Here is an 18,316-nt window from a genome sequence, read left to right as displayed (position 1 = left end):
GGATTAGTGGTCTGAATTTTTGTCTTCAGCTTGGGGTAAATCTTCAGATGTAGTGTGGAAGTCATTGAATGCTTCCGCGTCCACATCGATTTCAATATCATCTTCCGATGCTTCAGGTATGCTGTCGAGATCAAACTCTGTGGATTGCTCTAGAGTGAAGTTTAGACGACCCGCCATGACACTCGCTAACTCTTCTAAACCTTGTTTATTCAATGATGAGAACAATTGGATAGAGAAGTTCAGTTTCATTTTTTTCAATGCCGCTTTCACTTCTTGTAGTGCTTTAGAGGCTGGGCCACGGTTTAATTTATCTGATTTGGTGAGCAGTACATGCACGAACAATTTACGTGAATGTGCCCATTCCAACATCATGACGTCAAAATGTTGTAGTGGATGACGGATATCCATCAACAGCACAAGACCTTGTAAACTTTCACGGTGTATCAGATAGTTTTCTAACTCTTTTTGCCACACGATTTTCATCGCTTCAGGTACAGCGGCATAGCCATAACCCGGTAAGTCGACCAAACGTTGATCAGGATTTCCTAGACTGAAAAAGTTGATCATTTGGGTACGACCCGGTTTTTTCGACGCACGTGCCAATTGTTTTTGGTTAGTGAGCGCATTAATAGCACTCGACTTACCCGCATTGGAACGGCCAGCAAAGGCAATTTCATAGCCGGTATCTTCAACGCAGAGGTTGAGTTTAGGCGCACTCATTAAGAACTCAGCTTTGCGTAGCCAGTTGAGCGAGCGCACAGCATATTCAGTAATCGCAGAGTCTACTTTTTTCTCATAAGTAATCTTTTGCTTCGGCGCATTGGCCGCTTTACTGTTTCGTGATTTTCCTCTGTGCTGATGCATAACCCAACTTCAATAACTGATTTAACAACACGCATTATAAAGGAAGTCGGGCAGGCAAGCGAATTTTGTCGCAGGCAAAGTGAAATTAGAGATTGATCATTTGAATTGGAGATTGTGTTGTAAATTTAGATGCGCTGCTTGGTTGTAAGACGTCAGCAAGTTTGTACTGATCGAGACTTTGATAAAACTGTTCTAAAGCTTGGTCTAAGATGCTTTTTAAACCACACTGACTGCGCAGTACGCAGGGTGGGTCGTTACATTCAACAATCTGGTGATTACCTTGCAAAATTCGCACAATTTGACCGAGTTGAGCGTCAAGTGCTTCAGGGTTTAGACGAATACCGCCACCTTTGCCGCGGCTGGTGATTAACCAGTTTTGCTTTGCCATAAAATGCACAATTTTCACCAAGTGATTACGCGAAACGTGCAGGTCTTCTGCAATTTCAGCAATGTTATAAGGCACATCACGAGGACGTGCGATATAGAGCAAAATGCGTAATGCATAATCGGTGAATTTATTGAGTTGCATGATAATACTGTGAGTCTGAGAGAAATAAATAAGGGCTAGTCTAGCATAACTAAACTAACCCTTTGTATTTCAGGTGAATAGCTTAGTTAGTGTTTTACACCACCAGTGCCGAAAGCTTCGCTGTGAATATTGCTAGCAGGAATACCACGAGCAATTAAAGCTTTCTGTTGTTCAGCCATAAATGGCATTGGACCGCAAAGGTAATAATCCGCATTGATCGGTAACAGTGCAGTATCCATGCTGCCTAAGTCTAGACGACCAGCAGCATCATAATCTTCACCTAATTTATCATTAGCATGAGGGAACTCATACGCTGTAAAAGTGCTAAGACGTGGGTATTTTGCTTCCAAATCCTGAATGTGTTTATGCATTGCATGCACTTGTTTGCTACGGCAGGCATGGATAAAGGTTACAGGTTGTGGCATGTCTAAAGTCACCAACTGATTCAGCATCGCAATCATTGGTGTTAGACCTACACCACCACTGATAAAGACATTGCGTTTTTGTGAATCAATCAGGAAGAAATTACCTGTTGGTGCAGACACTTCGATTTCTGAACCGATCTCCAAGCCATGCAGTGTATTTGATACCCAACCTGGAACCAAGTCACCTTTCTGATCTTCACGTTTTACAGAGATACGTAAGTAGTTGTCTTGTGGGCTGGTAGACAATGTATATTGACGTGGTTGTTTTAGACCCAGCTCATCGACCAATACACGTACAGAGATGTACTGACCTGCTTCATATTTTGGTAAATCACCACCATCAGAAGGCTCAAGGTAGAATGAGGTGATTTCATCACTTTCAGCCACTTTTTTCGCGATTTTGAAATTACGCCAACCTAACCAACTGCCTTTAGTTTGCTGATGTTGCTCATAAATCGCTTTTTCAGTGCTGATAAACAAGTCTGCCAATTGTCCATATGCTGCTGCCCAAGCTGCAATCAGTGGATCTTCCATTGAAATGCTTAATACTTCACTGATCGAGTGCAGCAAATTTTCGCCGACAATATTATAGTCTGGCGCTTGAATGTTAAGACTCACATGTTTATGCGCAATTAATTCTACAACTGGTAAAAGTACAGATGGGTCCTCAATATTTTCAGCATAAGCCAATACAGCACCCGCCAAGGCTTGTGCCTGAGCACCGCTGCGCTGATGTCCCATGTTAAAGGTTTCTTTGAGGTCAGGGTTATTGCCCAACATACGATTATAGAAGTAACCAGTCAGCGCGACACCATTTTCACGTAGAACAGGAACAGTAGCTTTTACTAGGTCAATTTGCTGCGGAGTCATAGCTGATCTCTCATGGCTGTTATTTATAAGATGTATTTAAAATACATATTTAAAAATGCATTTGCAATATGTCCCATTGATAAAACCATAAAAAAAATATGGGATATTAAAATATCCCATAAATTAAGCATAGATAATCGAAATGGCGAATTATTTTTTACCAAACAGTGAACCTAGCAAACCGCGTACGATTTTCTGACCTGTCGACCCGCCCAAGCTGCGTGCAGCACTTTTTGCAAAAGTTCCTACCGTGTCTTGAATCAGTTTTTCACGTTGTTTGGCTGCACGCTCAGCTTCTTTTTGTTGTTCGCGCGCAAGGCGTTCTTGTTCACGTGCTTGCTGTTTGGCGAGTGCATCTGCTTCTTTGGCTTGTTGTTTGGCCAACGCTTCTTGTTCTTTGGCTTCTATTTTATCTTGTTCCGCTTGGACGGCTTGTTGTTGGCGCTCCGCCACTTTATTTTGCAAAAGTTCATAGGCACTTTCACGGTCTGCTTCGGTGTCATACACACCTGCAACAACGCTATTTGCCATGAGTGCTTTGCGTTCTTCTACAGCAATTGGACTAAATGAAGAATAGGGTGGCATCACCCAAGCACGTTCAACGATTTGGGGTGTGCCTTGCTCATCTAGACAGCTAATTAATGCTTCACCTACAGCCAGTTCCGTAATCACTTGATCGACTTTAAACGCAGGATTGGTTCGAAAAGTATCTGCTGCCGTCTTAACAGCTTTCTGATCTTTCGGGGTAAATGCACGTAGCGCATGCTGAACGCGGTTACCCAGTTGTCCTAAAACACTCTCAGGTAGGTCAAGTGGATTTTGCGTTACAAAGTAAATGCCGACACCTTTAGAGCGAATCAGACGAACCACTTGCTCAATCTTTTCTTGTAAAGCAGGGCTGGCATTATCAAACAATAAATGTGCTTCATCAAAGAAGAACACCAGTTTGGGTTTATCCATATCTCCAACTTCGGGCAATTGTTCAAACAGTTCTGACAGCATCCAAAGTAAGAAAGTCGCATAGAGCTTAGGGGTATTCATTAACTTGTCGGCTGCGAGCAGGTTGATGTTGCCACGACCTTGTGCATCCGTTTGAATGAAATCCATGATATTGAGCGCAGGCTCACCAAAGAACTTGTCACCGCCTTGATCTGCCAAGGCAAGCAAATTACGTTGAATTGCACCTAAACTTGCAGGCGATAAATTGCCATATTCATTTTTAAATTCAGCTGCATGTTCACTGACGTAGCTAATCATGGCTTTTAAGTCTTTAAAGTCGATGAGCAATAAGCCCTGATCATCGGCAATACGAAAGACCGCAGATAACACGCCTTCTTGCGTGTCGTTTAAATTCAGAATTCGGGCAAGGAGCAGTGGACCAATTTCAGAAATGGTGGTGCGAATGGGATGTCCTTGTTCACCAAACAAATCCCAAAACACCACAGGGGAGGCAGCAAAAGGAATGCTCTCGATATTTAAAATTTTAATTCGTTCGTCAAACTTAGGATTGCTTTCACCTGCTTTGGCAAGGCTAGAAACATCCCCTTTGGCATCAGCTAAAAATACAGGTACACCCAGCCGAGAAAAACTTTCTGCCAACACCTTCAACGTCACCGTCTTACCAGTGCCTGTTGCTCCAGCAATTAAACCATGGCGGTTTGCAAATTGTGAATAAAGCACCACATCTTGTGTGGTGTCTTGTGTTTTTTTGCCAATAATTATTGGTGTACCCATAGATGTTCCTGTATTTATTCGAGTTGCTGTTTATTTAAATGTTGTAGTGCGTTATCTATATCTTGTATTAAATCTGCAGGATGTTCTAGTCCTATACAAAAGCGAACAAGTAAGCCAGCTTGAATGTGTGAATGTTCGAGTATACGCATATCTTTTAAGTTATATAGCATGACTAAACTGACTGGGCCACCCCAGCTAAAACCGAGCTTAAATAGTTTCAGCGCATCGCAAAAGCGGCGTACATCTTGCAAACTATATTTTTCATTAAATATCACGCTGACCAAACCGGCACTGTGTTGTTCTGTACAAATTTCTTTCCAATACTGATGTCCTGCGGAAGCTTCATCAGCAGGATGTAAAACCTGTACAAAGGCTGGCTGTTGTTTTAGCCAATTTAATAAAGTTAAAGCACTTTGTGACTGGTGTTCATAGCGCAGGCGCATAGAAGCCAGACTGCGTTGTATTTGCGCGGCATCATCACCAGAGATGCTAATGCCTTGAATGGCGTGCGCACGAAACAGTTTGTGATGAAGCTTTTTATCTCGTGTAATTACCGAGCCCATTAAAATATCGCCACCGCCACTTGGGTATTTGGTCAAGGCATGCACACTGATATCGACACCCAGATGCTCAGCACTAAAATCAAAAGCATTAAAGGCAAGTCCTGCGCCCCACGTATTGTCCAGTGCAGTGAGAATGTTCTGCGCTTGAGCTTTTTTGACCAAGCCGACTAAATCTGGAAACTCTAAAGTGACAGAACCCGCAGCTTCTAACCAGATAAGCTTGGTTTGCGCTGAAGGGCTAAATGAATCGACATCAATAGGGTTATAAACCTTGACCACGATGCCATAGCGGGTTTCTAAATTGCGTAAATGTTCCATATTTGGGCCATAGATATTATCTGCGACCCAAACTTCATCCCCTTGACTTAAAAAACATGAATTGACCAAATTAATTGCAGATAAACCGCTTGGTGCCAGTAAGTGATACAAGCCACCTTCAATCTGAGCAAGCTGATCACCTAGGGTGAATGTCGTGGGGGTACCATGTGTGCCATAGCTATAGTCATAATCATCAGTCCAATGGCGATTATAAAGCGCATCTGTATTTTCGAAAATTATAGTGGATGCACGAAACAGGGGAGGTTGAACACTATTGATGTATTGCGGTGCCTTTCTTGGTGCATGAATGAGTTCGGTTTGAGGATTCTTTTTCACGTGGCGCTCTGAAATGATCAAAATAATAATGAATGATCAAAAGAATAAGACTAAAACGCATGGATTTACGATGCTTTTGTATAGAAAATTAAGTGAAAAGCAAAGTTGGCTTCATTCTTGCAAAACCGATATCAGAGCAACAACAATAGGTTTAGCGCATGAAGTCGCATTTAAAAGTACATTATTTTCAGCATATTGCTGGCGAAGGGTTCGGCAGTTGTTATGAATTTTTAAAACAGCATCAGGCCAAAATTACGGCCACAGAATTCTTTGCATTACCGGTCGATCAAGCCTTAGATCTCGAAGCTTTGCCGCATGTTGAAGATGTCGATTTACTTATCATTATGGGTGGAACCATGAGCGTAAATGATGAGGCAAATTTCCCATGGTTAAAAATAGAAAAGCGTTGGCTGCGACGCTATTTAGCCCTCGGTAAACCCGCAATCGGGCTTTGTTTAGGTGGGCAATTGATTGCTAATGCTTTGGGTGGTGCGGTGAGTCGAAATGCACAACAAGAGTTGGGTTGGACGACCATCCGTAAGGTCGCTAACGTACCGCATGGCTGTTTCAAACTACCGGAAGAGTTTAAAGTCATGCAGTGGCACAGTGAAACATTTGAAATTCCCAAAGGAGCGGTATTACTGGCGGAAAATGATGCATGTCGTAATCAAATGTATCAAATTGGACAAAATGTTTTGGGCTTTCAATTTCATCCTGAAATTACCCCTGAAGTACTCGATTTATTTTTGGAAAATGATGAAGAGGTGGCATTTTTTTCAGGAACACATGTACAGCCAGTACATGATCTGCGGAAAAGCGCAAAAAACAAATTTATTGAGGGAAATCAAATACTAAACCAAGCAATAGAGTATGTATTAAGAAAAAATGCCTGTTGATTAAAAGTTAAGCAATTGATCTTGCATAAAAAATGAAAAATATAAGAAAAACAGCAAAAGGGATTTGCTTATGCATTAAACAATAGCTATAATGGGCGACCCTTTGATGAAGGGGGTTAGCTACGAATAAAGTAGTTAACATCGTGACAGTCACGGCATCGATCGTGACCTTAGTGATATTTCACTGCTCTTGACACTTGCCTCTTTTAAAGTGGGGTGAGATGCGTCAAGGGTGATTCTTTATATATTTGGCTTGGAGTTAACTGGTATGTCTAACCAGAGAATTCGTATCCGTCTTAAGTCTTTTGATCATCGTTTAATTGATCAATCAGCTCAAGAAATCGTAGAAACAGCAAAACGTACTGGTGCACAAGTTTGTGGTCCAATCCCGATGCCTACACGTATCGAACGTTTTAACGTTTTAACATCACCACACGTTAACAAAGATGCGCGTGACCAATACGAGATCCGCACTTACAAACGTTTGATCGACATCGTTCAACCTACAGATAAAACTGTTGATGCATTGATGAAGTTAGATCTTGCAGCTGGTGTTGATGTTCAGATCGCTTTGGGTTAAGGCTTTCGGTTAATTAACGCTCTAAGTTAATTAGGCCGCTTTTTTAGAGGTTTATGCACATGGCTATTGGTTTAGTCGGTCGCAAGTGCGGTATGACACGTATCTTTACAGATGCTGGTGTTTCTGTACCTGTAACAGTGATTGAGGTTGATCCTAACCGCATCACACAAATCAAAACGCTTGAAACTGATGGTTATCAAGCGATTCAAATCACTACTGGTGAACGTCGCGAATCTCGCGTAACTAATGCTCAGAAAGGTCACTTTGCGAAAGCTGGTGTTGCTGCTGGTCGTCTAGTTCAAGAATTTCGCGCTACAGAAGCTGATCTTGAAGGTCGTGAAGTTGGCGGAACTATCGGTGTAGATGTGTTCACAGTGGGTCAAATTGTTGACGTTACTGGTACATCTAAAGGTAAAGGTTTCCAAGGTGGTGTTAAGCGTTGGAACTTCCGTACTCAAGACGCTACACATGGTAACTCTGTATCTCACCGTGTTATCGGTTCTACAGGTCAAAACCAGACTCCTGGTCGCGTGTTCAAAGGCAAAAAAATGCCTGGTCACTTAGGTGCTGAACGTGTAACTACACAGGGTCTTGAAATCGTTGCTATCGACGCAGAACGTTCAGTTCTAGTTGTTAAAGGCGCGGTTCCTGGTGCTACTGGTGGCGACGTTACTGTTCGTCCTACTATCAAGGCCTGAGGGGAAATAACGTGAATTTAAATACTGTTTCCGGCTCTGCTGTTGAGTTATCTGAAGTTGCGTTTGGTCGTGATTTTAACGAAGCTCTTGTACACCAAGTTGTTACAGCTTACTTAGCTGGTGGTCGTCAAGGTTCTAAAGCGCAAAAATCACGTGCTGACGTTTCTGGCGGTGGTAAAAAACCTTTCCGTCAAAAAGGTACTGGCCGCGCTCGTGCTGGTTCTATTCGTAGCCCAATCTGGGTTGGCGGTGGTAAAACTTTTGCTGCTCGTCCACAAGACTGGTCTCAAAAAGTAAACCGTAAAATGTATCGCGGTGCTATGCAATGCATCCTGGCTGAGCTTGTTCGTCAAGATCGCCTTGTTTTAGTTGAAGAGATTGCTGTTGCAGCTCCAAAAACTAAAGAATTGCTTGCAAAACTTAACGACTTGAATGCACCTCGTGCATTAATCGTTACAGATGCTGTTGATGAGAACTTGTATCTTGCTGCTCGCAACATTCCACACGTTGATGTGGTTGATGCTGCTGCAATCGATCCTGTTAGCTTGATCGCGTTCGATAAAGTTGTTATGTCTGTTGCTGCTGCTAAGAAAATTGAGGTAGAACTCGGATGAACAACGAACGTATCTATCAAGTCCTACAAGGACCTGTATTCTCAGAAAAAGCACAAGTTTTAGGCGAAACTGCTGGTGTTCAAGTGTTCAAAGTTGCACTAGATGCAAACAAACTTGAAATCAAAAAAGCCGTTGAGCAACTATTTGGTGTTCAAGTTGTTAAAGTTAACACAACGATCACTAAAGGTAAGACTAAACGCTTTGGTAAAACATTAGGACGTCGTTCTGATGTTAAAAAAGCATACGTCACCCTGAAAGCTGGCCAAGATGTTGAAATGGCTGACTTGGGCGATACCGCTGAAAACGCAGCGGAATAAGGACGAAAATTATGCCGATTCAAAAATGTAAGCCAACGTCTCCAGGACGTCGCTTTGTAGAGAAAGTGGTTCATAACCACCTTCACAAAGGCGCGCCATATGCTCCGTTGGTTGAAGCTAAAAAACGTACTGGCGGTCGTAATAACAACGGTCACATTACAACTCGTCACGTTGGTGGTGGTCATAAACAGCACTACCGTATCGTAGACTTCAAACGTAACAAAGACAGCATCCCAGCTGTAGTTGAGCGTATTGAATACGATCCAAACCGTACAGCTCATATTGCTTTATTGAAATATGCTGACGGTGAACGTCGCTATATTATTGCACCTAAAGGCCTTCGCGCTGGTGATCAAGTTCAGTCTGGTAACGATGCTCCAATCCGTCCAGGTAACTGCTTGCCACTTCGCAACATGCCTATCGGTTCTACTCTTCACAACATCGAGCTTAAAATCGGTAAAGGCGCACAATTAGTACGTTCTGCTGGTACATCTGCTCAATTGTTGGGTCGTGACGGTTCTTACGCTATCATTCGTCTTCGTTCAGGCGAAATGCGTAAAGTACACGTTGAATGCCGTGCTGTGTTAGGTGAAGTTTCTAACTCAGAAAGCAACCTTCGTTCACTTGGTAAAGCAGGTGCATCACGCTGGCGTGGCGTTCGTCCTACCGTACGTGGTATGGCGATGAACCCAGTAGACCATCCACATGGTGGTGGTGAAGGACGTAACAAAGGTATTCAACCTGTAAGTCCATGGGGTCAAAAAGCTAAAGGGTACAAAACACGTACCAACAAGCGTACGACTAAGATGATCATTCGCGACCGTCGCGTTAAGTAACAAGTAAAGGAATCTGACAATGCCTCGTTCTCTGAAAAAAGGCCCATTCGTCGATGCGCACTTGTTCGCTAAGGTTGAAGCGGCTATCGCGGCTAATAACCGTAAGCCGATCAAAACTTGGTCGCGTCGTTCGATGATCTTACCGGATTTTGTTGGTCTAACAATTTCTGTACACAATGGCCGTAACCATGTTCCAGTGATTGTATCTGAGCATATGGTTGGTCATAAATTAGGTGAATTCGCGCCAACTCGTACCTATCGTGGTCACGGTGTTGACAAGAAGTCTAAACGTTAATAGGTGCTATGATGGAAGTAACTGCTAAATTACGCGGTGCCGCTATCTCGGCACAAAAAGCACGTTTGGTTGCAGACCTAATTCGCGGCAAATCTGTTGCGCATGCTTTGAATATCTTAAACTTCAGCAACAAAAAAGCTGCAGTTTTAGTTAAAAAAGCATTGGAATCTGCGATTGCAAACGCTGAACACAATAACAGTTTAGATGTAGACGACCTTAAAGTTTCTACGATCTACGTTGATGAAGGCATGAGCCTGAAACGTATTTTGCCACGTGCTAAAGGCCGTGCAGATCGTATTACTAAGCGTACTTGTCACATTACCGTTAAGGTAGGGGTTTGATATGGGTCAGAAGGTTCATCCAATCGGTATCCGCCTAGGTGTTGTGAAACGTCATAACGCTAACTGGTATGCGAATCCGAAACAATATGCTGAATATTTGCTAAAAGATCTTCAAGTTCGTGAGTTTTTAACTAAAAAACTTAAGAATGCGATGGTAAGCAATATTCTTATCGAACGCCCTACAGGCGCAGCTAAAGTAACTATTAGCACTGCACGTCCTGGTATCGTGATCGGTAAAAAAGGCGAAGACATTGAGAAATTACAACGCGAATTAACAGCCATTATGGGTGTTCCTGCGCAAGTAAGTATCAACGAAATCGATCGCCCAGATTTAGACGCTCGTTTAGTTGCTGAAGCAATCGCTTCTCAATTAGAAAAACGTGTAATGTTCCGTCGTGCTATGAAGCGTGCGGTTCAAAACTCTATGCGTGCTGGTGCTAAAGGTATCAAAGTGGAAGTTTCAGGCCGTCTAGGTGGTGCTGAGATTGCTCGTACTGAATGGTATCGTGAAGGTCGTGTACCTCTTCATACTCTTCGTGCTGACATCGACTATGCTACTATGCGTGCTGAGACTACTTACGGTACGATCGGCGTTAAAGTATGGATCTTCCGTGGTGAGATCTTGGGCGGCATGAAACAAGTCATGAACCCAGCTCCAGCTGAAGAACGTCCAGCTAAACGTGGCCGTGGTCGTGGTGAAGGTCAAGAGCGTCGTGGTCGTCGCAATGATCGTTCTGCTGAAAAAGGAGAATAATCCATGTTACAACCTAAACGTACTAAATTCCGTAAAGTGCAAAAAGGCCGTAACACTGGTCTAGCACATCGCGGTAGCTCAGTATCTTTTGGTACTATTGCACTTAAATCAGTTGAACGTGGTCAAATGACAGCACGTCAAATTGAAGCAGCGCGTCGTACAATCAGCCGTCGTATTAAACGTGGTGGTAAGATCTTTATCCGTGTTTTCCCAGACAAACCAATTACTGAAAAACCATTAGAAGTTCGTATGGGTAAAGGTAAAGGTTCTGTGGAATACTGGGTTTGCCAAATCAAACCAGGTAAAGTCTTGTACGAAATTGATGGTGTTAACGAAGAACTTGCTCGCGAAGCGTTTACGCTTGCTGCTGCAAAACTTCCGTTTAAAACCACTATCGTGACTCGGACGGTAATGTAATGAAAACTAATGATCTACGTGAAAAGTCGGTAGAAGAGTTGACAGCTTTGCTTGATGAGCAACAGCTTAACCAATTCCGTCTTCGTATGGCGAAAGCAACTGGTCAATTGGGTAAATCGCACGAAGTTGCGCTTACTCGTAAGACAATTGCTCGTATTAAGACCCTCCTTACCGAAAAACAGGGGAACGGACAATGAGTGAACAAACAGTTCGCACGTTAACCGGTAAAGTAGTTAGCGACAAGATGGACAAGTCTATCGTTGTTCTTATCGAACGCCGCGTTCAACACCCGTTGTATGGCAAATTAATCCGCCGTTCAACTAAATTACACGCTCATGATGAAAACAATGTTGCTAAAGTTGGCGACGTAGTAAGCATCAAAGAAAGCCGCCCAATGTCTAAAACTAAGTCTTGGACTTTAGTTGAAGTTGTTGAAGCTGCTGCTGAGTAATTAAACGTTCTTGCATCATCGGTCAATTTCGAGTACTCTTTGAGCCTTTCGAAATTGCGACCGGTGATGCTCGGTTTTGGAGTAGGGCAATGATTCAAACCGAAAGTATGCTCGACGTAGCAGACAACAGTGGTGCTCGCCGCGTACAATGTATTAAAGTACTTGGTGGTTCACATCGTCGTTATGCTTCTGTTGGCGACATTATTAAAGTTACTGTAAAAGAAGCTATTCCACGCGCACGTGTTAAAAAAGGTGACGTGATGAATGCTGTAGTTGTACGTACAAAATTCGGCATCCGTCGTGCAGATGGTTCAGTTATTCGTTTCGATGATAACGCAGCTGTTATTTTGAACAACAACAAAGCGCCGATTGCAACTCGTATTTTCGGACCAGTGACTCGTGAACTTCGTACTGAACAGTTCATGAAAATTATTTCATTGGCTCCTGAAGTTCTATAAGAGGCACTCATGGCTAAGATTAAAAAGGGCGATCAAGTAATTGTGATCGCAGGTAAAGAAAAAGGCAAACAAGGTACTGTTTTGTCTGTTTCAAATGACCGTGTTAAGGTTGAAGGCCTTAACTTGGTAACGAAGCATCAAAAGCCTAACCGAGCTACTGGCGCTGAAGGCGGCATCGTAACTCAAGAAGCTGAGCTTCATATCTCTAACGTGGCAATTTTTAATGCTACAACCCAAAAGGCTGACCGTGTTGGTTACCAAGTGATTGAAGGCGTGAAAACTCGCGTATTCAAATCTAATGGTGAATCAGTGGCGGTAGCGAAGTAATAGGTTGACTAGGCAATGGCCAGACTTAAAACGCGTTACAACGACGAACTTAAGGCTCAATTAAAAGAAACATTGGGCGTTAAGAATGTGATGGATATCCCTCGCATTACAAAAATTACCATCAACATGGGTGTTGGTGCTGCATCAGCTGACAAGAAATTGTTAGATGGCGCTCTTTCTGATATGCAAGCAATTGCTGGTCAAAAACCAGTACTTACTTTAGCTCGTAAATCTATCGCTGGTTTCAAAATCCGTGATGGTTGGCCGATCGGCTGTAAAGTTACTTTACGTGGCGAACGTATGTACGAATTCTTAGACCGTTTGATCTCTATCGCGATCCCTCGTATCCGTGACTTCCGTGGTTTCTCTGCGAAATCATTTGATGGTCGTGGTAACTACTCAATGGGTCTTAAGGAACAAATCATGTTCCCTGAAATCGATTTTGATAAGATTGATCGTATTCGTGGTATGGACATTACCATCACTACGACTGCTCGCACCGATGACGAAGGCCGTGCGCTTATGCGTGCATTCGGCTTCCCGTTCAAATAAGAGGTCGATATGGCTAAGAAAGGTATGATTAATCGCGAATTGAAACGCGAAGCTACTGTTGCTAAATACGCTGCGAAACGTGCTGAATTAAAAGCAATTATCGCAAACGTAAATGCATCAGACGAAGAACGTTTCGAAGCGATGATGAAATTTCAAGCATTACCACGTAATGCGTCTCCAGTACGTCTACGTAACCGTTGTGGTTTAACTGGTCGTCCTCATGGTTACTTCCGTAAGTTCGGTTTAAGCCGTAACAAATTACGTGAAACAGTAATGCAAGGTGATGTACCGGGCGTTGTTAAGGCAAGCTGGTAAGGAGCACTATAAATGAGTATGCAAGATACCGTTGCCGACATGCTAACACGTGTTCGTAACGCACAAATGGCAAAGAAACAAACTGTTTCTATGCCAAACTCAAAGTTGAAAGTTGCGATTGCTAACGTACTTCAACAAGAAGGTTATATCGCTGATGTAGCTGTTGCTGATAATGAAGGCAAAGCGACTTTAACGATTACTTTAAAATATTTCGAAGGCAAACCAGTTATTGATACTGTGAAACGCGTAAGCCGTCCAGGTCTACGTCAATATCGCGGTAAAGATGCACTTCCTAGCGTTAAGCAAGGTTTAGGTATTGCAATTGTTTCTACAAGCAAAGGCATCATGACTGATCGCGCTGCACGTGCTGCAGGTATCGGTGGTGAAGTTATTGCTTTTGTTTCTTAATAGGTGATTCCTCATGTCTCGTGTGGCTAAAGCCCCAGTAACTGTACCTAACGGTGTTACAGTTACTCAGAACGGCCGGCAGGTCGAAGTGAAAGGCAGCAAAGGTACATTGTCTTTCAACCTGCATGCGCTGGTCGAGCTAAAACAGGAAGACGGTACTCTAGTTATTGCTCCTAAAGCTGAATCTAAAGATGCTTGGATGCAGGCTGGTACTGCTCGCGCTGTGCTTAACAACCTTGTAAAAGGTGTTAACGAAGGTTTCGAACGTAAGTTACAGCTTATCGGTGTTGGTTATAAAGCTGCGGTTAAAGGTAACATTGTTAACCTTAACCTTGGTTTCTCTCACCCGATCGATTACAACCTTCCTGAAGGTGTAACTGCAGAAACTCCTACTGCAACTGAAATTGTACTTAAATCAGCTGATAAAGCTAAATTAGGTCAAGTTGCTGCAGAAATCCGTGGTTACCGTCCGCCAGAGCCTTATAAAGGTAAAGGTGTTCGTTATTCTGACGAAGTTGTACTTCGTAAAGAAGCTAAGAAGAAATAAGGCGCGAGGTTCTTATGAACGAAAAGAAACAATCCCGTTTGCGTCGTGCGAAAAGCACACGCTTGCACATCCGTGCATTGGGTGCGACTCGTTTGTGTGTAAACCGCACTCCGCGTCACATCTATGCTCAAGTTATCTCTGCAGATGGTGGCAAAGTATTAGCGCAAGCTTCTACTTTAGATGCTACTTTACGTGCTGGTACTACTGGTAACGTTGAATCGGCTCAGAAAGTTGGTGCTTTAATTGCAGAACGTGCTAAAGCGGCTGGTGTAACTAAAGTTGCATTTGACCGTTCTGGTTTCAAATATCATGGTCGTATCAAAGCCTTGGCTGATGCTGCTCGTGAAAACGGCTTGGAGTTCTAATCATGGCTAAAGTTGAACAAAACGAAGGTCTTGTTGAAAAGCTGGTTGCCGTTGATCGTGTAGCCAAAGTTGTTAAGGGTGGTCGTATCTTCTCTTTCACAGCATTAACTGTTGTGGGTGATGGTAATGGTCGCGTAGGTTTTGGTCGTGGTAAAGCACGTGAAGTTCCAGCTGCTATTTCTAAAGCACTTGAAGCTGCTCGTCGCAACATGATTACTGTTGACCTTGTTGACGGTACTGTTCAGCACCCTATCAATGCTCGTCACGGTGCAAGCCGCGTTTACATGCAACCTGCTTCTGAAGGTACTGGTGTAATTGCTGGTGGCGCTATGCGTGCAGTTTTAGAAGCTGTAGGTGTACGTAACGTATTAACTAAGTGTTATGGTTCTACTAACGCTGCTAACGTAGTAAACGCAACTTTTAACGGTTTGCGTGATATGACTTCTCCTGAGAAAGTTGCTGCGAAACGTGGTTTATCAGTAGCACAAATTCAAGGGTAATCAATCATGAAAACGATTAAAGTTACCCAGACTAAATCTTCATCGCATCGCTTGAAAAATCACAAGCTTAGCCTTAAAGGTTTAGGTCTGCGTCGTATTGGTCATACAGTTGAAGTGCAAGATACGCCTTCTAACCGTGGTATGATCAACCAAGTTTACTATATGGTTAGTGTAGAGGAATAAGCCATGACTCTGCGTTTAAATACAATTGCACCTGCAGAAGGTGCTAAGCGTGACAACCTACGTTTAGGCCGTGGTATCGGTTCTGGCGTAGGTAAGACTGGTGGCCGTGGTGTCAAAGGTCAAAACTCACGTAAGAGCGGTGGTACACGTCCTGGTTTCGAAGGTGGTCAAACTGCGTTATATCGTCGTTTACCTAAATTCGGTTTCACTAGCCAAATGGCTTTGAAAACTGCTGAAGTACGTTTATCAGAACTCGCTAAAGTTGAAGGCGACATCGTGTCTCTTGAAACTTTAAAAGCTGCTAACGTTGTACGTAAAGATATGTTACGTGCACGTATCGTACTTTCTGGTGAAATTACTCGTGCGTTCACTGTTCAAGGTGTTGCATTGACTAAAGGCGCTAAAGCTGCTGTTGAAGCTGCTGGCGGTAAAGTCGAGGAGTAATCCCCAGTGTCTATGACTCCTAGTTCGACAGGTCATGTTAACATGATGAAAGGCCAGCCTTTTCATGTGAAATATCGTGAAATTATCCGCCGTATGATGTTCCTCATCGGGGCGTTGTTGGTTTTTCGACTGGGAGCACATATTCCAGTACCGGGCATTAACAATGCCGCACTAGAGAATCTGTTTAATGCAAACCAAGGTACGATCCTTGGTTTGTTTAACATGTTCTCAGGTGGTGCATTAGAGCGTATGTCAATTCTTGCTCTTGGGATTATGCCGTATATCTCTGCATCGATTATTGTGCAGTTAATGTCTACGGTTGTTCCTTCGCTGGAAGCTTTAAAGAAAGAAGGCGAACAAGGTAAGCGTAAGATCAATCAATATACGCGACAAGGCACATTGTTTCTTGCACTTGTGCAAGCTGTTGGGATGTGTGCAGGTCTGATTAGTCAAAATATTACTTTGACTAGTGGACTTGCTTTTTACGTTCCTGCTGTAACTTCTTTAGTTGCAGGTACAATGTTCCTGATGTGGTTAGGTGAGCAAATTACAGAGCGTGGAGTAGGGAATGGTATTTCCATGATCATCTTCGCTGGTATTGTTGCTGGTTTGCCGAACTTGGTTCTGCAATCTTTAACCTCAGTAGATAATGGCCAATCAAGTTTAATTGGTCTTGCAATTTTTGCATTGCTGTCTGTTGCAGTGTTAGCAGCAATTGTGTTTATTGAGAAGGCGCAGCGTCGTATTCCGGTAAACTATGCTCAAAAACAACAAGGTCGTCGTGTATTTACTGCCCAGCAAACACATTTGCCATTAAAAATTAATATGGCGGGTGTGATTCCTGCAATTTTTGCTAGTTCATTGCTATTGTTCCCAGCGAGCTTAGGGCAATGGGTAGGCAGCGCAGATCCAAATGCTGGCGTGATTAAACGTGGCCTACAAGATTTGGCACTCGTATTGTCGCCGGGTCAACCGATGTATTTGGTGCTATTTGGCGCATTAATTATCTTCTTCTGTTACTTCTATACTGCGCTAGTATTTAGCCCGAAAGAAGTGTCAGAGAATTTAAAACGTAGTGGTGCTTATGTACCGGGTATTCGTCCTGGTGAGCAAACTGCACGCTATTTAGATCATATTTTGAATCGTTTGACTTTTATTGGCGCGGTTTATATCACAATCATCTGTTTAATGCCGATGATTCTACAAAGTTCATTTGGTATTCCATTTAGCTTAGGTGGTACGTCTTTACTGATCGTAGTGGTGGTGGTGATGGACTTTATGGCTCAGCTTCAAGCTCATCTCACATCGCATCAATATGACAATCAATCGTTAATGCGTAAAACGACTGCTCATCCGAAAGGATAAGCGCACTTAGAGGTTTCATTATGAAAGTTCAAGCTTCTGTAAAGAAAATTTGTGGTAGCTGTAAAGTTATCCGTCGTAATGGGGTTATTCGCGTAATTTGCAGCGCAGAACCTCGTCATAAGCAGCGTCAAGGTTAATCTGATCAAGACCTGTTGATTTCAGTAGGCTAATTAGGTTATTATCCGCCCCTCAAAGATTTTGTCGGGCGGTTGATTATCTTAACTGCCTTTTTGGAGAAAATTGAATGGCTCGTATTGCCGGTGTAAACATTCCGGATAACAAGCATGCTGTTATCTCTCTAACGTACATTTTTGGTATTGGTCGCCACACTGCAAAAGCTATCTTAGCTGCTGCTGGTATTGCACCAACAACTAAAATTCGTGAATTAGATGACGCTCAGCTTGATGCGATTCGTGCAGAAGTTACTAAGGTTCCTACCGAAGGTGATTTACGTCGCGAAATTTCCATGAACATTAAACGTTTAATGGATTTAGGCTGCTACCGCGGTCTTCGTCATCGTCGCAGCTTGCCTGTCCGTGGTCAACGCACCAAAACTAACGCACGTACCCGTAAAGGTCCGCGCAAACCTATTAAGAAATAAGATTTCTGGAAGCTAAAAGATGGCTAAAGATACTCGCACACGCAAGAAGGTCACTCGTACCGTCTCTGAAGGTGTTGCACACATTCACGCTTCTTTTAATAACACCATTGTGACTATTACCGATCGTCAAGGTAATGCACTGGCTTGGGCTACCTCTGGTGGACAAGGCTTCCGTGGATCACGTAAATCAACTCCGTTTGCTGCTCAGGTAGCTGCTGAGGTTGCTGGTAAAGCTGCTTTAGATTACGGTTTGAAAAACTTGGACGTCCTTGTAAAAGGTCCTGGTCCAGGTCGTGAATCTGCGGTTCGTGCTTTAGGTGCAGTGGGTTATAAAATTAACAGCATTACCGATGTGACGCCAATCCCGCACAACGGTTGCCGTCCACCTAAAAAACGTCGCGTGTAAGGAGAAA

At 43.2% G+C, this 18,316-nt stretch carries 31 protein-coding genes; 26 read left to right on the top strand and 5 right to left on the bottom strand.

The features are described from left to right. Positions 1–3: 3 nt before the first annotated feature. The 5 genes from yihA to FTT99_RS06955 form a co-directional block, all read right to left on the bottom strand. Entirely contained in the window at positions 4–864 is an 861-nt protein-coding gene (gene yihA / locus FTT99_RS06975; RefSeq protein ID WP_180130612.1) for a ribosome biogenesis GTP-binding protein YihA/YsxC, read from the bottom strand. An 85-nt stretch (positions 865–949) separates the two neighbouring features. Then, positions 950–1,393 (bottom strand): Rrf2 family transcriptional regulator, encoded by a 444-nt coding sequence (locus FTT99_RS06970; RefSeq protein WP_078189285.1) that lies wholly within the window; start codon positions 1,391–1,393, stop codon positions 950–952. An 86-nt stretch (positions 1,394–1,479) separates the two neighbouring features. Continuing rightward, complete coding sequence (gene hmpA, locus FTT99_RS06965) at positions 1,480–2,688, bottom strand: NO-inducible flavohemoprotein (protein ID WP_078192460.1); 1,209 nt, start codon at positions 2,686–2,688, stop codon at positions 1,480–1,482. Between the two features lie 150 nt (positions 2,689–2,838). Further along, the gene (locus tag FTT99_RS06960) at positions 2,839–4,422 is read right to left on the bottom strand and encodes a helicase HerA-like domain-containing protein (RefSeq protein ID WP_180130607.1); all 1,584 of its coding nucleotides are present in this window, start codon (positions 4,420–4,422) and stop codon (positions 2,839–2,841) included. Between the two features lie 14 nt (positions 4,423–4,436). Next, a complete protein-coding gene (locus FTT99_RS06955; RefSeq protein ID WP_180130605.1) occupies positions 4,437–5,639 on the bottom strand; it encodes a PLP-dependent transferase in 1,203 nt (400 codons plus the stop codon). Positions 5,640–5,797: 158 nt separating this feature from the next. Between FTT99_RS06955 and FTT99_RS06950 the strand changes: the two genes are divergently transcribed. The 26 genes from FTT99_RS06950 to rpsK all read left to right on the top strand — a co-directional run bounded on the left by FTT99_RS06950 (position 5,798) and on the right by rpsK (position 18,309). Then, on the top strand, positions 5,798–6,535 hold the full coding sequence (locus tag FTT99_RS06950) for a type 1 glutamine amidotransferase (RefSeq protein WP_180130602.1): 738 nt from the start codon (positions 5,798–5,800) through the stop codon (positions 6,533–6,535). A 268-nt stretch (positions 6,536–6,803) separates the two neighbouring features. Beyond that, complete coding sequence (gene rpsJ, locus FTT99_RS06945) at positions 6,804–7,115, top strand: 30S ribosomal protein S10 (RefSeq protein ID WP_000070912.1); 312 nt, start codon at positions 6,804–6,806, stop codon at positions 7,113–7,115. Positions 7,116–7,174: 59 nt separating this feature from the next. Next, entirely contained in the window at positions 7,175–7,813 is a 639-nt protein-coding gene (gene rplC, locus FTT99_RS06940) for a 50S ribosomal protein L3 (protein ID WP_078189280.1), read from the top strand. Between the two features lie 11 nt (positions 7,814–7,824). Continuing rightward, positions 7,825–8,427, top strand: a complete 603-nt coding sequence (gene rplD / locus FTT99_RS06935; RefSeq protein ID WP_078189279.1) for a 50S ribosomal protein L4 — start codon at positions 7,825–7,827, stop codon at positions 8,425–8,427. Continuing rightward, positions 8,424–8,744 carry a 50S ribosomal protein L23 gene (gene rplW, locus FTT99_RS06930; protein WP_005012992.1) on the top strand — a complete coding sequence of 107 codons (321 nt, stop codon included), beginning with the start codon at positions 8,424–8,426 and terminating at the stop codon, positions 8,742–8,744. Before rplD ends, rplW begins: the two co-directional genes overlap by 4 nt. A gap of 11 nt (positions 8,745–8,755) precedes the next feature. After that, the gene (rplB, locus tag FTT99_RS06925; protein WP_078189278.1) at positions 8,756–9,580 is read left to right on the top strand and encodes a 50S ribosomal protein L2; all 825 of its coding nucleotides are present in this window, start codon (positions 8,756–8,758) and stop codon (positions 9,578–9,580) included. A 19-nt stretch (positions 9,581–9,599) separates the two neighbouring features. Next, entirely contained in the window at positions 9,600–9,875 is a 276-nt protein-coding gene (gene rpsS / locus FTT99_RS06920) for a 30S ribosomal protein S19 (protein ID WP_004281508.1), read from the top strand. Between the two features lie 11 nt (positions 9,876–9,886). Beyond that, positions 9,887–10,216: a 50S ribosomal protein L22 gene (gene rplV / locus FTT99_RS06915; protein WP_035265103.1), complete on the top strand. Its 330-nt coding sequence runs from the start codon at positions 9,887–9,889 to the stop codon at positions 10,214–10,216. 1 nt (position 10,217) lies between these two features. Next, on the top strand, positions 10,218–10,970 hold the full coding sequence (gene rpsC / locus FTT99_RS06910; protein WP_078189277.1) for a 30S ribosomal protein S3: 753 nt from the start codon (positions 10,218–10,220) through the stop codon (positions 10,968–10,970). A 3-nt stretch (positions 10,971–10,973) separates the two neighbouring features. Next, on the top strand, positions 10,974–11,387 hold the full coding sequence (gene rplP, locus FTT99_RS06905) for a 50S ribosomal protein L16 (RefSeq protein ID WP_068909575.1): 414 nt from the start codon (positions 10,974–10,976) through the stop codon (positions 11,385–11,387). Continuing rightward, positions 11,387–11,584 (top strand): 50S ribosomal protein L29, encoded by a 198-nt coding sequence (gene rpmC, locus FTT99_RS06900; RefSeq protein ID WP_005012982.1) that lies wholly within the window; start codon positions 11,387–11,389, stop codon positions 11,582–11,584. The genes rplP and rpmC overlap by 1 nt, the downstream gene beginning before the upstream one ends. After that, positions 11,581–11,838 carry a 30S ribosomal protein S17 gene (gene rpsQ / locus FTT99_RS06895; RefSeq protein WP_078192456.1) on the top strand — a complete coding sequence of 86 codons (258 nt, stop codon included), beginning with the start codon at positions 11,581–11,583 and terminating at the stop codon, positions 11,836–11,838. The genes rpmC and rpsQ overlap by 4 nt, the downstream gene beginning before the upstream one ends. 89 nt (positions 11,839–11,927) lie before the next feature. Beyond that, the gene (gene rplN / locus FTT99_RS06890; protein WP_005012978.1) at positions 11,928–12,296 is read left to right on the top strand and encodes a 50S ribosomal protein L14; all 369 of its coding nucleotides are present in this window, start codon (positions 11,928–11,930) and stop codon (positions 12,294–12,296) included. A 9-nt stretch (positions 12,297–12,305) separates the two neighbouring features. Further along, complete coding sequence (gene rplX / locus FTT99_RS06885) at positions 12,306–12,623, top strand: 50S ribosomal protein L24 (protein WP_078189274.1); 318 nt, start codon at positions 12,306–12,308, stop codon at positions 12,621–12,623. A gap of 15 nt (positions 12,624–12,638) precedes the next feature. Beyond that, a complete protein-coding gene (rplE, locus tag FTT99_RS06880) occupies positions 12,639–13,175 on the top strand; it encodes a 50S ribosomal protein L5 (RefSeq protein WP_067762907.1) in 537 nt (178 codons plus the stop codon). 9 nt (positions 13,176–13,184) lie between these two features. Next, entirely contained in the window at positions 13,185–13,490 is a 306-nt protein-coding gene (gene rpsN / locus FTT99_RS06875) for a 30S ribosomal protein S14 (protein WP_067762906.1), read from the top strand. 12 nt (positions 13,491–13,502) lie between these two features. After that, complete coding sequence (gene rpsH / locus FTT99_RS06870) at positions 13,503–13,898, top strand: 30S ribosomal protein S8 (RefSeq protein ID WP_078189273.1); 396 nt, start codon at positions 13,503–13,505, stop codon at positions 13,896–13,898. Between the two features lie 13 nt (positions 13,899–13,911). After that, entirely contained in the window at positions 13,912–14,445 is a 534-nt protein-coding gene (gene rplF / locus FTT99_RS06865; protein ID WP_078189272.1) for a 50S ribosomal protein L6, read from the top strand. Between the two features lie 14 nt (positions 14,446–14,459). Further along, positions 14,460–14,810, top strand: a complete 351-nt coding sequence (gene rplR / locus FTT99_RS06860) for a 50S ribosomal protein L18 (RefSeq protein ID WP_067762903.1) — start codon at positions 14,460–14,462, stop codon at positions 14,808–14,810. A 2-nt stretch (positions 14,811–14,812) separates the two neighbouring features. After that, on the top strand, positions 14,813–15,310 hold the full coding sequence (gene rpsE / locus FTT99_RS06855; RefSeq protein WP_067762902.1) for a 30S ribosomal protein S5: 498 nt from the start codon (positions 14,813–14,815) through the stop codon (positions 15,308–15,310). Positions 15,311–15,316: 6 nt separating this feature from the next. After that, positions 15,317–15,493: a 50S ribosomal protein L30 gene (gene rpmD / locus FTT99_RS06850; protein WP_005012961.1), complete on the top strand. Its 177-nt coding sequence runs from the start codon at positions 15,317–15,319 to the stop codon at positions 15,491–15,493. Between the two features lie 3 nt (positions 15,494–15,496). Further along, positions 15,497–15,937, top strand: a complete 441-nt coding sequence (rplO, locus tag FTT99_RS06845) for a 50S ribosomal protein L15 (RefSeq protein WP_078189271.1) — start codon at positions 15,497–15,499, stop codon at positions 15,935–15,937. 45 nt (positions 15,938–15,982) lie between these two features. Next, positions 15,983–17,302, top strand: a complete 1,320-nt coding sequence (secY, locus tag FTT99_RS06840) for a preprotein translocase subunit SecY (RefSeq protein WP_171263746.1) — start codon at positions 15,983–15,985, stop codon at positions 17,300–17,302. Between the two features lie 20 nt (positions 17,303–17,322). Next, the gene (rpmJ, locus tag FTT99_RS06835) at positions 17,323–17,439 is read left to right on the top strand and encodes a 50S ribosomal protein L36 (RefSeq protein WP_000867907.1); all 117 of its coding nucleotides are present in this window, start codon (positions 17,323–17,325) and stop codon (positions 17,437–17,439) included. A 107-nt stretch (positions 17,440–17,546) separates the two neighbouring features. Next, positions 17,547–17,903, top strand: coding sequence for a 30S ribosomal protein S13 (gene rpsM / locus FTT99_RS06830; protein WP_078189269.1), 357 nt, complete (start codon positions 17,547–17,549; stop codon positions 17,901–17,903). 19 nt (positions 17,904–17,922) lie between these two features. Continuing rightward, positions 17,923–18,309 (top strand): 30S ribosomal protein S11, encoded by a 387-nt coding sequence (rpsK, locus tag FTT99_RS06825; protein WP_001040166.1) that lies wholly within the window; start codon positions 17,923–17,925, stop codon positions 18,307–18,309. Positions 18,310–18,316 lie beyond the last annotated feature (7 nt).

This window comes from Acinetobacter sp. YH12040 (assembly GCF_013420005.1).
In the GTDB taxonomy this organism is placed as follows: Bacteria; Pseudomonadota; Gammaproteobacteria; order Pseudomonadales; family Moraxellaceae; genus Acinetobacter; species Acinetobacter amyesii.
This window is presented reverse-complemented; position numbering and strand designations above follow the sequence as displayed.